At 36.5% G+C, this 13,837-nt stretch carries 12 protein-coding genes; 11 read left to right on the top strand and 1 reads right to left on the bottom strand.

Annotated features, from left to right (window positions below; all coding sequences use genetic code 11):
- Positions 1-15 precede the first annotated feature (15 nt).
- The 10 genes from BGM26_RS17670 to galE all read left to right on the top strand — a co-directional run bounded on the left by BGM26_RS17670 (position 16) and on the right by galE (position 11,314).
- Positions 16-1,182, top strand: coding sequence for a DegT/DnrJ/EryC1/StrS family aminotransferase (locus BGM26_RS17670; protein ID WP_217041560.1), 1,167 nt, complete (start codon positions 16-18; stop codon positions 1,180-1,182).
- Positions 1,183-1,957: 775 nt separating this feature from the next.
- The gene (locus tag BGM26_RS17665; protein WP_217041558.1) at positions 1,958-2,707 is read left to right on the top strand and encodes a polysaccharide deacetylase family protein; all 750 of its coding nucleotides are present in this window, start codon (positions 1,958-1,960) and stop codon (positions 2,705-2,707) included.
- A gap of 41 nt (positions 2,708-2,748) precedes the next feature.
- Positions 2,749-3,852 carry a glycosyltransferase gene (locus tag BGM26_RS17660; protein WP_254119727.1) on the top strand — a complete coding sequence of 368 codons (1,104 nt, stop codon included), beginning with the start codon at positions 2,749-2,751 and terminating at the stop codon, positions 3,850-3,852.
- Between the two features lie 25 nt (positions 3,853-3,877).
- Positions 3,878-4,918, top strand: coding sequence for a Gfo/Idh/MocA family protein (locus BGM26_RS17655; protein ID WP_217041557.1), 1,041 nt, complete (start codon positions 3,878-3,880; stop codon positions 4,916-4,918).
- A complete protein-coding gene (locus BGM26_RS17650; protein WP_217041556.1) occupies positions 4,899-6,230 on the top strand; it encodes a nucleotide sugar dehydrogenase in 1,332 nt (443 codons plus the stop codon). The genes BGM26_RS17655 and BGM26_RS17650 overlap by 20 nt, the downstream gene beginning before the upstream one ends.
- A 200-nt stretch (positions 6,231-6,430) precedes the next feature.
- Positions 6,431-7,549, top strand: a complete 1,119-nt coding sequence (locus BGM26_RS17645) for an N-acetyl sugar amidotransferase (RefSeq protein ID WP_217041555.1) — start codon at positions 6,431-6,433, stop codon at positions 7,547-7,549.
- Positions 7,550-7,690: 141 nt separating this feature from the next.
- A complete protein-coding gene (locus BGM26_RS17640) occupies positions 7,691-8,917 on the top strand; it encodes a glycosyltransferase family 4 protein (RefSeq protein ID WP_217041545.1) in 1,227 nt (408 codons plus the stop codon).
- A gap of 143 nt (positions 8,918-9,060) precedes the next feature.
- Positions 9,061-9,789, top strand: a complete 729-nt coding sequence (locus BGM26_RS17635; RefSeq protein ID WP_217041542.1) for a glycosyltransferase — start codon at positions 9,061-9,063, stop codon at positions 9,787-9,789.
- A gap of 43 nt (positions 9,790-9,832) precedes the next feature.
- On the top strand, positions 9,833-10,189 hold the full coding sequence (locus tag BGM26_RS17630) for a glycosyltransferase (protein ID WP_217041540.1): 357 nt from the start codon (positions 9,833-9,835) through the stop codon (positions 10,187-10,189).
- A 117-nt stretch (positions 10,190-10,306) separates the two neighbouring features.
- Positions 10,307-11,314 carry a UDP-glucose 4-epimerase GalE gene (gene galE, locus BGM26_RS17625; protein WP_217041536.1) on the top strand — a complete coding sequence of 336 codons (1,008 nt, stop codon included), beginning with the start codon at positions 10,307-10,309 and terminating at the stop codon, positions 11,312-11,314.
- A 408-nt stretch (positions 11,315-11,722) separates the two neighbouring features.
- Here galE and BGM26_RS17620 read toward each other — a convergent pair whose 3' ends face one another.
- Positions 11,723-12,223, bottom strand: coding sequence for a phosphatidylglycerophosphatase A family protein (locus BGM26_RS17620; protein ID WP_217041535.1), 501 nt, complete (start codon positions 12,221-12,223; stop codon positions 11,723-11,725).
- A 198-nt stretch (positions 12,224-12,421) separates the two neighbouring features.
- Here BGM26_RS17620 and yutH point away from each other — a divergent pair, with 198 nt between their 5' ends.
- Positions 12,422-13,429, top strand: coding sequence for a spore coat putative kinase YutH (yutH, locus tag BGM26_RS17615; protein WP_217041532.1), 1,008 nt, complete (start codon positions 12,422-12,424; stop codon positions 13,427-13,429).
- Positions 13,430-13,837: the final 408 nt, after the last annotated feature.

Genomic DNA, 13,837 nt, shown 5'->3' with positions numbered 1-13,837 from the left:
AGGGGGAGAAAATAAGTGGATCAATTTCTACCTTTTGCCCTGCCTGATATTGATGAAAATGAAATAAATGAGGTGGTTGATTCTCTCCGTTCAGGCTGGCTGACAACGGGCCCGAAAACGAAACGATTTGAGGAAGAGTTTTCCCAATTTATTGGGAAAAGCGGAAGTGAAGCAATCGCCGTCAATTCGGCGACTGCGGGTCTCCATCTGGTGTTGGAGGCAATTGGAGTGGGACCAGGCGATGAAGTCATAACCACACCTTACACTTTTACGGCAACTGCTGAAGTAATCCGATATTTAGGAGCCAATCCCATTTTTGTCGATATAGATGAAAATACTTTCAATATTGACCCTTTAAAAATTGAACAGGCGATCACACCTCGTACAAAAGCGATTATTCCAGTACATTTTGCCGGTCTTCCATGTGAAATGGGAGAAATTTTGGCAATTGCCCGTAAATATAGCATTCGGGTAGTAGAAGATGCTGCCCACGCTCTCCCTGCGGTTTGTAACGGTTCTTTGATCGGCTCGCTTGAAAGCGATGCAACGGTATTTAGTTTTTACGCTACAAAAACGTTAGCGACCGGCGAAGGCGGTATGATTGTCACTAATAATGCTGATATAGCCAGACGGTGCAAGGTTATGCGTCTACATGGAATCAGCCGGGATGTGTTTAATCGATATGTATCAAAAACACCTTCTTGGTATTACGAAGTCATAGCCCCAGGTTTTAAGTATAATATGACAGATGTTGCTGCATCTTTAGGAATTCATCAATTGAAAAAGATTTGGACTTTTAAAGAAAAAAGAACTCAAATCGCTGCCTACTATGATGAGGAATTGGCCGATCAACCTGTTATTTTGCCTCCGAAACCCATAGCTGGCGATGTCCATTCCTGGCATTTGTATGTTCTCAGGTTGGGTGAACCTTTGACTATTACGCGTAACGAATTCATTGAAAAAATGGCTGAGAAAGGAATTGGATGCAGTGTTCATTTTATTCCCCTTCATCTCCATCCTTTTTGGAGAAATGAGTATAAGCTTAAACCGTCCGATTATCCCCGTTCTCTCAAAATCTATGAACAAGCAGTGAGTTTACCAATTTACACAAAAATGACAGAAATGGATCAACGACGTGTCATGGAAGCAGTAAGAGAAATTCTGGAGGGGAATTCCAAATAAATATGTAAAAAACATGCGAAGACGGGACATACAGTAATTCGTATAGTCGTGATCATAATACGAGTATCGTAGAGCATGTGAAGTGAAGTCGTATTCCAATTTAGGTGGTATTTCCCAATTGGTTCCAAATGAATTAGGTAGATATAGCTGTTTTCTTTGTTGTAATTGCAAGGCCATTTTTTTACTTGACTACTTTTTATTAAAAACATATAAGTTTTTAATGGTGATGTCTCCTTAACAATATTAATGGAGGTACTCGATCATGCTGTGAGGACGGGTTAGATGCCCTTTCGTAAAAAATGGAAAAAGAATATATAAAGAAGGACCTACCAGAATTAAAATATTAAAATAAATAAATGGCTTCATTTTTGTAAATTATGAAATAGGAGAGTCGCTCTTTTTTTGAGCGGCGTCTTTAGTTATGACTATTCGTTCTTTAGAACGAATAAAATTATCGATATATGAGCATCCAATGGGTTAGAACAAAAGAATAGATTAAATCCTATTTTCATGGATTTTTCTGAATAGCCAAAACTTCTTAGTTAGATTAGGTAGGCTACTTTGCTCATGCTAATAATAGGGGGAATCATAGTGACTGTAATAGAGAGGCTGGGAATCGTGGATAAGTATGAAGTTGAACTGGGAACTAGCCTATAGTTTAAAATAAGGGATCAACGAAACGATTAATTACTTTAAACAACAAGGCATTTAATAAAGTATTTACTCATTACGTTTCTTTTGATGAAAAATTAATCAAATAGGGAGGGGGTTAGATGTGAAAAAATGTGATTTTTCAAGCAAGCATTACATGGAAATCCTAAATTTACTAAAAAATAATGGGTATAATTTTCTTTTTTATAAGAATTATCGTAACAACAGTCAGACAAATGGACAATTAGTAATATTAAGGCATGATATTGATCAAAGTATAGATGCTGCATATCATATTGCACAAATTGAGAACAATCTAGCGGTTAAATCAACTTATTTTGTTTGGATAACGTCTCCATTTTATAATATTTTAGATCCCTCTCAAACAAAATTACTTCTAAATATTCTGGATTTGGGTCATGATATAGGACTACATTTTGACCCAACGGCTTATCCTGAGTCAAATGATATTGTTGAAAAGCTTCAAATTGAGATTGAAATTTTAGCAAAAATATTAAACCACAACATTTCTTCTTTCTCTTTTCATCGTCCCGGTAAAAATCTATTAAATAAAAGTCTCAAAATAAAAGGTTTATTTAATGCATACGACAAGACCTTTTTTAAAGAATTTAAATATATATCTGACTCAAATCATAACTGGAGTGAAGATTGTGCATGTAATCATATTAAAAATAACAAATTGCATATATTAACGCACCCAATTTGGTGGAACTACAATCATTTGAGTACTCAAAATGATAAATTAAACGTGTTTAAAGATGAATTAAACGAAAAAATTATAGCTGAGCTTGTTAAAAATATTAAAGGCTTTCAAGATCCAATGAAAGAATCGGTTTTTTATAGAAATAGGTAAGGAGAAAAAATTCGAGCGATATTTGGGGGGAACTGTTGGAAATGGTAAAAATATGTCATATAACAAGTACGCCTCAAAATGCCATTCCACGGCTACTAAGAGAAGCATCAAGTGCAATTAAAATAGGAATGAAACCTTATATTGTTTCACAGGGGGAAAGCTTTGAAAAAGATGGAGTAACATATATTGGGATGGAGAGTGCTAAAAGCAGGCTGCATCGAATGATCTTTACAAGTAAAAAGTTGTATAAAGAGGCAGTGAAAATAGGTGCCGATATTTACCAGATTCATGACCCGGAACTGCTGCCATATGCGGCGAAGTTAAAAAAGAAAGGCAAAGTAGTTATTTTTGATAGTCATGAGTTTTATGGGATTCAGATTGAAATAAAAGAATATATTCCTAAGATGATCAGAAAATTAATTGCAAAATTGTATATGAGTTATGAGGCTTATATATGTAAGAAGCTTGATGCAGTGATTGCAGTTTGCACAATCAATAATGTGAATTATTTTGAAAATCGTTCAAACCACACCATTTTTATCGAAAATTTACCTGATAATAATGTATTTAATAAAGATTTTTCTAAAAATGATAATAAATCAAACACTGCGGTTTATGTAGGAACATTGGCGCACGTAAGAGGAATAACTCATCTCGTTAAGGCAATAGCCCAAACTCCCGCTAACCTTATATTGTGCGGCCCATTTAGCTCAAAAGAGTATTATGAGGAAATTAAAAGCTATCCTGAATATACAAAAGTAGACTATCGAGGGGTTATTTCTAGAAATGAAATTGCAGCTATTTTAAGTGAAAGTTATGTAGGTATATCAACGATATTAGACGTAGGACAATATCCTAAGGTTGATACTCTCAACACCAAAGTATACGAATATATGTCGATGGGATTACCTGTTATTATTTCAGACTATACGTATGCTAGAAAAGTGATGGAAGAATATGAGTTCGGTATTTGTGTTGACCCAGAAAACATAGATGATGTTGCAGACCAAATAACTTTTTTATTAAATAATCCCACAATCGCACAGCGAATGGGGGAAAATGGAGTAAAAGCGATCCGAGAAAAGTACAATTGGAATATTGAAGAAAGGAAGCTCATTGATTTATATAAAGGGCTAATAAATTAAGGATTAAGAAGGAAGGTCATCCATCATGAATTTTGCGATTGTAGGTTGTGGATTTATTGCAAAGAAACATGCTGTTGCGATTAATAATATTCAGAATGCTAGATTAATAGCTATTTGTGACAAAATAGAATCGGCGATGGAACCGTATGTGTATCAATATCAAGCAACGCCGTATACAGATTTAACTGAGATGCTTAAAGATTCATCGATTGATGTAATTTGCATTTGCACGCCAAGCAGTCTTCGCGCAGCACTTGTAGAAGAAGTAGCCGCTACTAAAAAGCATATTATAGTAGAAAAACCGATTGCAATGACACTTGAAGAAACGAATCGGATCATTAAAGCGGTTGAAGTGAACGAGATTAAAATATCGGTGGTGCATCCAAATCGTTTTCGCCCAGTGGTACAAGAGTTGAAAAAAATAATCGACCAAGGACTTCTAGGGAAAATAAGCCATGTTAGTGCAAAAGTAAATTGGCATCGAAACCAGGAATACTATAATCAAGCTCCGTGGCGAGGTACGAAGCAGCAAGATGGTGGAGTGTTAATGAATCAAGCAATTCATACGCTTGATTTACTATTGTGGTTTATGGGAAAGCCTAAAGAAATTTTCAGTATGAAAGCAACACGGTTGCGAAATATCGAAGCTGAGGATGTATCAATTGGTGTGATTCGCTTTCAGTCCGGCGCACTTGGAACAGTCGAAGCATCCACAACCGTTTATCCACATAATTTTGAAGAATCAATTACCATCTTTGGAGAAAAAGGAACAGTTAAAATCGGAGGGACGAATGCAATCTACTTTGAACATATCCAAATTGAAGGAATGCCGGAAGGGGAAGCTGAGAGATTAAAAGAAAAAATAAAAAATGATCCGTTGGGAACACCAGGTCACCAGAGAATTATTGAGGATTTAATCGAAGCAATTAATGAAAATAAAACGCCAGCAGTTACAGATGAGGATGGTAAAAAAGTGCTTGAATTAGTTCTGGCATTTTATGAATCAGCAGAGAAAAACAAACTAGTTTTCTACGAGGAGATATGTTATGACAGAAAAAATGATTGAGAGTCACGCAGCCGTTCGACTAATTGAAAAGTTAAGTAATAGAACAGCCCGGGTTGGAGTAGTCGGGTTAGGGTACGTAGGTCTGCCGCTTGCGGTTGAAAAAGCAAAAGCTGGTTATACAGTAATCGGCTTCGATGTACAGGAAGAAAAAGTGAAAAAAGTTAATAAAGGTGAAAATTATATAGGAGATGTTATTCCTACAGATCTTCAATCTTTGGTTAAAAGTGGAAAGTTGATGGCTACATCAGATTTTTCATTTATTAGAGATATTGACGCTGTGGCAATATGCGTGCCAACGCCATTGGACATTTACAAACAACCAAACATGAAACATATCGAAAGCTCGACAAAGGCGATTGCAAATTATCTTCAAAAAGGAAAATTAGTGGTCTTAGAAAGTACGACATATCCTGGAACAACTGAAGAATTAATAAAGCCAATATTGGAAGAATCAGGATTAGTTTGTGGAGAAGATTTTTTTCTTGCTTATTCTCCAGAACGTGTCGATCCTGGAAATAAAACTTTTAATACAAAAAATACGCCAAAAGTAGTTGGGGGTATGACACCAAATTGTACGGCTGTGGCTGCAGCTTTATATGAAAGTGTCTTAGAAGGAACTGTTCATAAAGTCTCAAGCCCGGCGGTTGCTGAAATGGAAAAAATTCTTGAAAACACATTTAGAAATATCAACATTGCCTTAGCAAATGAAATGGCCATTCTTTGTAATAAGATGGGAATTGATGTATGGGAGGTGATCGATGCAGCTGCAACAAAGCCATACGGATTTATGCCTTTTTATCCAGGGCCAGGACTAGGAGGTCACTGTATACCGATTGATCCGTGGTACCTTACATGGAAAGCACGAGAATATAATTACCACACAAAGTTGATTGAAACTGCCGGAGAAATTAATGATAGTATGCCAGACTTTGTGGTGCAGCGGTGTTTTGATATATTAAATGAGCAGGGGAAGGCGATGAAAGGATCGAAAATCCTAGTGTTGGGAGTCGCATATAAAAAAGATATTGATGATTATAGAGAGTCGCCGGTATTACCGATATTAGAGAAACTTACAAAGTTAGGAGCCGAGTGGACAGTCGTCGATCCGTATATTGAAAAATTTAGATTGAATAACGGAGTCCATCAAACTGAGACTTTAAGAAAAGAACTAATAAAGCAGGCTGATATAACGATGATTGCTACAAATCATAGTGTGTTTGATTACAAGCTAATTGGTGAAATTGCTCCAGCAATATTAGACACGAGAAACGTCACTGAATTATTGATGCGAAAAAACTATAATAAGCTTTAAATTGTTAGAACTCGCTGGGAAAGGAAAGAGGTCTTTTTTTTATGATCAAAGAAAGGAATTGGATATATTTTCCTATAATCGGCGCTTTTGGTAAAAATTTGTAAATCCTAAATATCCTAAATATATTAAGCAAATCTGATTTAAATATTTTTATGGATTAAATTGAAGATTTTTAAAGATATGATAAGGGGATCTTATTAATGTCTAAAAGAACAGTTTGTAATCGATGTGTAATGGATAATCGATCTGATGATACAATTACTTTTGATGAATATGGAAATTGCAATTATTGTAATTATAGTCTAGAGCGAATGAAGAATGTTTATTTCCCGAATGAACATGGGAAAAATAAATTAGACAATATGATTAAAATGTTAAAAAAAGAAGGTGAGGGGAAAAAGTACGATTGTATGATGGGTCTTTCAGGAGGTTTAGATTCGTCATACTTGGCATATTTGATTGCTAAATATAATCTGAGAATACTTGCTATTCATATTGATGATGGTTTCAATACAATCTTAGCAGAGGAAAATATCAATAAGCTGACTAAATTTTGTAACATTGACCTTATTATTGAAAAACCAGATAAAGAACAATACATGGATTTGACGCGCGCGTTTATCCAGGCTGGAGTGCCGAATATTGCCATTCCGCAGGATAATATTTTATTGGCGTGTTTATATAATCATGCGAAGCGTAATAAAATTAAATATTTTTTATCGGGGGCGAATTTTGCTCTTGAATCCATCCTCCAAAGGGGAAATGCGCATAATGCAGCGGACAAAACGCATATAAAAGCAATTAGTAATGAATTTGGAGATAAAGGGATTAATAAACTACATTTAACTTCGTACTTTGAAAAGTATATTGCAAATAAGTACTTTAAAAACTTAAACATTCTTTTACCTTTAAATTTTATTGATTATAATCGCGAAAGAGCCATTAATGAATTGAATGAACTTTGTGGTTTTAATTATTATGGCGGAAAACATTATGAAAATATCTTCACAAAATTTTTTCAAACTTACTATTTACCAAAAAAGTTTAATATAGATAAACGAACTTCTCATCTTTCAAGCTTAATTATATCAGGTCAAATCACAAGAGAAGATGCATTAAAAGAGCTAGAGAAACCTCTTTATGACGATGAAGAAATGGATAAAGATATAGAGTATATTTTATCATATTTGGAAATGAAAAGAAAAGATTTTAACAAAATTATGAATGAGCCTCCTAGAAAACATGATGAATATAAAATATCCTTTTTAATTAATTATGCTCATATCGCTAGAAAGTATAGGAATTATTTAGGTCATTAATGACAATGCCACATATCGTTATAATAACTGGGAAGGGGACGTTAGGGTGGTTGGATCCCCTGCTAAGAAACACCGGAAGGTTCCAGATGATCAAATTATTATGAATCAATAAATCTTAGGATTAAACAGGAGTTTTATGAAATGAATATTTTGCTAATAAATCACTATGCCGGATCTAAATACCATGGAATGGAATATCGTCCTTATTACTTAGCACGTGAATGGGTAAAATTAGGACACAATGTAACAATCATTGCGGCTTCTTATTCTCATGTTAGAAATGTACAACCAAAGATTGATCAAAATTGGACGGCAGAAATAGTTGATGGAATCCGTTATGTGTGGATAAATACTCCAAGCTATGAGGGAAATGGTTTAGGAAGAATTAAGAATATGGTGACTTTTGTAAAAAGTATTTATCGATATAAAACAAAAATATTACAAGAAATTAATCCTAATGTGGTCATTGCTTCTTCTACCTATCCTTTAGATATTTATCCGGCCAAAGCAATAGCTAAAGCTTCCAAAGCAAAACTAATTTATGAGGTACATGATTTATGGCCACTCTCTCCAAAGGAATTAGGTGGAATGTCACGTTATCATCCCTTCATAATGGTTATGCAACAAGCAGAAAATTTCGCATATAAACATTGTGATTTAGTGGTGTCTCTTCTTCCAAAAGCGAAAGGGCATATGGTTGAACATGGATTAGATCCAGTTAAATTTTATTATATTCCTAACGGTATTGATATTGATGAATGGAACAGCCCCTTGAATAAAATACCAAAAGAAATGTCTGCTTTTATTAATGAAATGAAGGAAAAAGGGCAATTTTTAATTGGCTATGCAGGAGCACACGGGGTTGCTAATTCATTGGAAATTTTAATAGAATCAGTGAACTTATTAAAAGTAAATCCAATTAGTTTGATAATGGTTGGGAAAGGACCTGAAAAAATAAATTTAAAAGGGCTGGCAAAAAAATACAATTTGGAAAACATTCATTTTTTTGAGGAGATTCCTAAAAATACAATTCCAGACTTTCTGAGTAAAATGGACGTGTTATATATAGGATTACAAAGGCAACCTCTTTATCGTTTTGGTGTTAGTCCTAATAAACTATTTGATTATATGATGTCTCAAAAGCCTGTACTACATTCGATAGAAGCAGGAAATGACTTAGTAGCTGAAAGTAAATCTGGTGTTTCTGTTGAACCAGAAAATCCTCAGGCAATTGCTGATGGAATACTGAAATTAATGAAACTAACGGAAGAAGAGCGAAAGCAAATGGGGCAAAATGGGTATGAATATATTATTAGCAAACATGATTATAAAAAGTTAGCAGAACATTTTATTTCTATTATGAAATAGTAGTAGGAGGATAAGAGCTCAACATAATTGCTACTATAAGGGATCGCTAGTAATTTTCTAAGGTTACAAATTCGCACATAAGGCATACATTAAAAGAAAATGCCCAGAGCTTACTATCGTTACACCGGAGGAATAAATGAATCATGTTCAATCGGTCATTATTAAAAAAGGTATTATATACTGCAGCTGTCGACAGCCATATCCTACATTTCTACCTACCATATCTCAAATGGTTCAAGGATCAAAACTTCGAAGTTCATGTCGCAACTAACGGAAATGCAAACATCCCATTTGCCGATGTGAAGCACAATATTCCTTTTGAACGATCGCCTTTCAAACTAGGTAATGTTAAGGTTTATATGGTACTTAAGCAATTAATTAAAAAACACAACTATCAAATCATTCATTGGCATACCCCAACGGGCGGGGTCTTGACGAGACTTGCAGCGAAAAAGGCTAGGAAAAGGGGTACGAAGGTACTCTACACTGCCCATGGATTCCACTTTTTTAAGGGAGCACCATTCACCAATTGGCTACTTTATTATCCCCTTAAAAAATGGCTGGCAACTTTCACGGACTGTTTAATCACCATTAATGAAGAAGACTATGCTAGGGCAAAGAAGTTCATGTTAAAATCGACAAAGCTGGTAAATGGGGTCGGGATCAATTTGAAAATATTCACCCCCCAGACGGAAGAACTAAAAACAGAATTACGAAAGACATATCAATACCAGCTTGACGATTTTATTTTGCTGTTTGTTGAGGAATTGAATGAAAATAAGCACCAGGATCTTTTAATAGAAGCAGTTAGTTTATTACAAGGAAAAATACCCAATCTAAAATATTATTGTCGGCGATGGGAATTGTACTGAAAAGTATAAGGAACAAGCTATCAAACTATAAGTTCTGGAATGCGTGGAATTCCTTGGATACCGTAAAGATATTGCTAATTTAATGATGTTGTCCGATCTTTCGGTTTCATCGTCTAGACGCGAGGGGTTGCCGCTGAATGTAATGGAGGCTATGGCGACGGGGTTAGCTTTGATTGTAACCGATTGTCGCGGCAATCGCGATTTTGTTGTAGACGGTGTGAACGGATTTGTGACAGCCATTGATGATGTCGAGGCATTTACTGAAAGGGTCTTGATGCTTTATGAATCATCCAATCTTAGAAAGGAATGCGGACAAAGGAATTTAAGTATTGTTGAAAAATATTCACTAAAAAATATCGGGCATCAAATGGCTGAAATTTACACCAATTATATTGGATAGTCCCTTCATATATTTTCCCTTTTTTAAAAAAGTCACGATATCCCCAGATATCGTGATTTTTTTTTGCTATCTACATATTTATTAAACTAGGACATTCATAAATGGGAGGAAAGAAATATGACAATCCTAGTTACCGGCGGCGCTGGTTATATCGGCACACATACATGTGTTGAGCTGTTGCAGGTGGGATATAACATCGTTGTCGCTGATAATTTCTCTAATAGTCAGCCGGCAGCGTTAGAGCGGGTAAGGGAGATTACAGGTAATGACTTCATCACGTATGATGTGGATTTAAAAGATAAGCAGTCAATATCCACGATTTTTTCTGAACAGGAAATTGAAGCCGTCATTCATTTCGCTGGTCTAAAGGCGGTGGGCGAATCAGTGGCCGTCCCTCTTCGCTACTATCAGAACAATGTTGCGGGAACAATTAACCTGTGTGAAGTGATGGATCAATTTAACGTGAAGAAGCTTGTGTTTAGCTCGTCAGCCACTGTTTACGGATTTTCGGATCGGGTTCCATTTTGTGAAAGCGATCCGCTTCAAGCGACAAATCCGTACGGGCAGACGAAATTAGTCTGTGAAAAAATGCTTCAAGATTTCGCTGATGCTGATCCTAATTGGCGCATCGCTTTATTGCGTTATTTTAATCCCGTTGGGGCGCATAGCAGCGGGCTGATTGGGGAAGTTCCAAATGGGATTCCGAACAATCTTTTTCCTTATATGAGTCAAGTGGCGGTTGGGAAATTAGCTGAATTAAATGTGTTCGGAAATGATTATGATACGCATGATGGCACTGGGGTAAGGGATTATATTCATGTCGTTGATTTAGCATGCGGTCATTTGAAAGCACTCGAAAGGATAATGAAGCACACGGGGGTTCATACGTATAATCTTGGCACGGGTAAAGGTTATAGTGTCTTAGAGATGATTCATGCATTTGAACAAGCCTCGGGACGGAAGATTCCGTATAAAATGGTGAGTAGAAGGGCTGGTGATATTGCTATTAGCTTTGCTGATACGATGAAAGCGAAAAGAGAACTAAATTGGTCTGCTGGAAGGGGCATTGACGATATGTGTAACGATTCTTGGCAATGGCAAATGAACAATCAAAATGGATACTAAGGAAAGCTAATGCTTGGCATATTTTTTAAAAATAATGGGCGGTTCTTAATCCAGACTTTGATTTTGAGGCGCCCTTTTTGTTTTGTACTTTTTGGGCAAGTACCCAGCATCCTTTCTACTTTTAAACTTCGTTTTGTTTTTGATGGGAAGACATCATATTTTCGTATGTTTGCTGATTGTCCCACACGAAAATCCACTCATTTGAATAAATATATACAAGCAGTGCTAGAGGATTAAAAGTATCATCAAACATTCATGATTCCAGTATGTAAATGTCGCTCGGCCTACTTTCACTGCGCTTGTTATTCCTCTGTCATAAAAGGCCAAGTTCTGGGTAAGCCGATCGACAATGAATGATTCACATAGAAAACGGATGGAAAGGAAGGCGCTCCATCCGTTTTTACTTGCTTACTTCACCCCATGCGCCCTATGAGCCAACCGACTAGAAGCAGCTGCTGCGATCGCCCCGACAATGTCATCTAAGAATGTATGGCACTTGCCTGAATTTTTATCATTAAGATCCTTTAAAATCCCAGGCTTCAATTTATCAATATAACCGAAGTTTGTGAACCCAATTGATCCATAAACGTTTACAATCGATAAGGCTAACACTTCATCCGCCCCGTATAATCCCTCATCCGATTCGATGATCGACTGTAAAGGTTCAAGGAGTTTTTTTTCTTCGGCTAACACATCAAGTTGAATGCCTGTTAAGACGGCGTTTTGCACTTCCCTTTTGGATAGGACGCGCTCAACGTTTTGAATACAATCCTCCATTTGTAAATTTGGATGGTATTTTTCCTGAAGAAAGAAGACTAGGTCCGCTATATCCTGAATTTCTACCCCCCGCTCTTTTAGCCATTTCCGCGCTGTTTGCTCCGTTAAATCTACTGGTTTTCCTTCGTTCATTGGCTTCACCTTTTTCTGTTTATTTTCATTATATATATACGCTGATCATTCGGAAAATGCCATTGTAAGCTGTCTGATCGCGACAATCATTCCTCTTCATCTTATCCTGAGCGAATAGACTTATTCAAGAAAAATACAAGTTTTGCCTCAGACCTTCATATATATGCCTATGGAGACCTTTTTGAAAGAGGTGTGGAGATGTTAAAGAAAATACTGAGAAGTCAATATGGGATACAGGCAGAGGAAGAGGTCCAGGCGGGAAAATATCATGCTTGTATGAAACAGGGACAAATCTATTTCCTTGTACCTGCCGGTGGGGTAGATGATGAAGAACTGTCTGAATTAGAACAAATGGCTGATCATCTAACTAACAGCGGCGAAAAATATAGCAGTACTTTTTTGAAAACGAAGGATGGAAAGCAAATTAGCGAATGGGAAAATGAGCGATATTGTGTGTTAATGAACCAGCATGTTCAGAATCGGAAATTAAATCGTATTGGAAGGAAGCTGGCAAGATTTCATTATCGGGGCAGATCTGTTTCCTTTCCCGTGAAAAAGATGAGCAGGATTGGCCAGTGGAAGCAATTATGGGAAACGAGACTCGATCAAATGGAGAAGGTTTGGAATGGCATGCTTTTCGGTCAGCCAGATAATGATTTTGAACGGATGTTTATCGAATCATTCCCATATTATATGGGAATCGCTGAGAATGCGATCCAATACCTTGTCGATACAGAGCTTGATGATGAGCCTGCCATAACCGATAGCGGCACGATCTGCCATGAAAGGTTCACCGCCGATACATGGGGGGAATCATATTATTTGAAAAATCCATTCGACTGGGTTTTTGATCATGCTTCAAGGGATCTCGCGGAGTGGACGAGAGAGAAATATTTTCAAAACATTCGAACTTACGAGCCAGAGCTCCTGCAATTGATCACTGATTATCAAAGTCTTGTCCCTCTGTCTTCTTTTTCATGGCGGCTTTATTATGCTCGGATTCTTTGTCCGCTTCATTATTTTAATTGTATTGAATCTTATTATAGTACAAACTCGGAGCAGCAGAAAAAAATGCTCGAAGAAAGACTAGAAAAATTTTTGCAGCAATCAGATGACCATGAGCGTTTTTTAAGTGGTTTTTTTGAGTTTGCGAAAGTCCCAGTTCATAAATGGAAAATCCCGACACTTGGTTGGCTGAAAAAGTAAAGACTTCATTATTTAGGTATGACGATGCACCCTTTAAAATGGGTGCATTTATTTGTTGTGAAGCTTTAAAAATCTACTTTTTTTAAAAAGGCTGTGTTAAAGCATACTGTTGATTTTTGCACTTTGTTGATTGGAGCGGAAGGTGCGAGACTCCTGCGGGAAAGTGAGTCTAAGAGACCCCGCAGGAGAGATAGCAACGAGGAGGCTTTCGGATCGCCCGCGGAAAGCGAGCACCTGGAGCGGAAATCAACAGTCAAGATTAACAGAGCCTTTAAAAAAGTTGGTCAGAGCATGCAAGAAAGCGATTTCACAAAATTGGGCTAAAAATAACTATTGTAATAACTAAAAATTAGCATTATAATGTCTACTATATAAATACAAATGTACATATAGGAAGAACAATGTGAG

Origin of the sequence: Bacillus sp. FJAT-29790 (assembly GCF_019039215.1) — a bacterium.
Lineage (GTDB): Bacteria > Bacillota > Bacilli > Bacillales > Cytobacillaceae > Cytobacillus.
The sequence above is the reverse complement of the archived record's forward strand: the minus strand, read 5'-3'. Positions and strand labels throughout refer to the sequence as shown.

Excerpts from the sequence above, each read along its gene's own strand:
- BGM26_RS17660 (WP_254119727.1), top strand. The coding sequence starts at position 2,749 with ATGGTAAAAATATGTCATATAACAAGTACGCCTCAAAATGCCATTCCA.
- BGM26_RS17655 (WP_217041557.1), top strand. The coding sequence starts at position 3,878 with ATGAATTTTGCGATTGTAGGTTGTGGATTTATTGCAAAGAAACATGCT.
- BGM26_RS17650 (WP_217041556.1), top strand. The coding sequence starts at position 4,899 with ATGACAGAAAAAATGATTGAGAGTCACGCAGCCGTTCGACTAATTGAA.
- BGM26_RS17645 (WP_217041555.1), top strand. The coding sequence starts at position 6,431 with ATGTCTAAAAGAACAGTTTGTAATCGATGTGTAATGGATAATCGATCT.
- BGM26_RS17640 (WP_217041545.1), top strand. The coding sequence starts at position 7,691 with ATGAATATTTTGCTAATAAATCACTATGCCGGATCTAAATACCATGGA.
- BGM26_RS17635 (WP_217041542.1), top strand. The coding sequence starts at position 9,061 with ATGTTCAATCGGTCATTATTAAAAAAGGTATTATATACTGCAGCTGTC.
- galE (WP_217041536.1), top strand. The coding sequence starts at position 10,307 with ATGACAATCCTAGTTACCGGCGGCGCTGGTTATATCGGCACACATACA.
- BGM26_RS17620 (WP_217041535.1), bottom strand. The coding sequence starts at position 12,223 with ATGAACGAAGGAAAACCAGTAGATTTAACGGAGCAAACAGCGCGGAAA.
- yutH (WP_217041532.1), top strand. The coding sequence starts at position 12,422 with ATGTTAAAGAAAATACTGAGAAGTCAATATGGGATACAGGCAGAGGAA.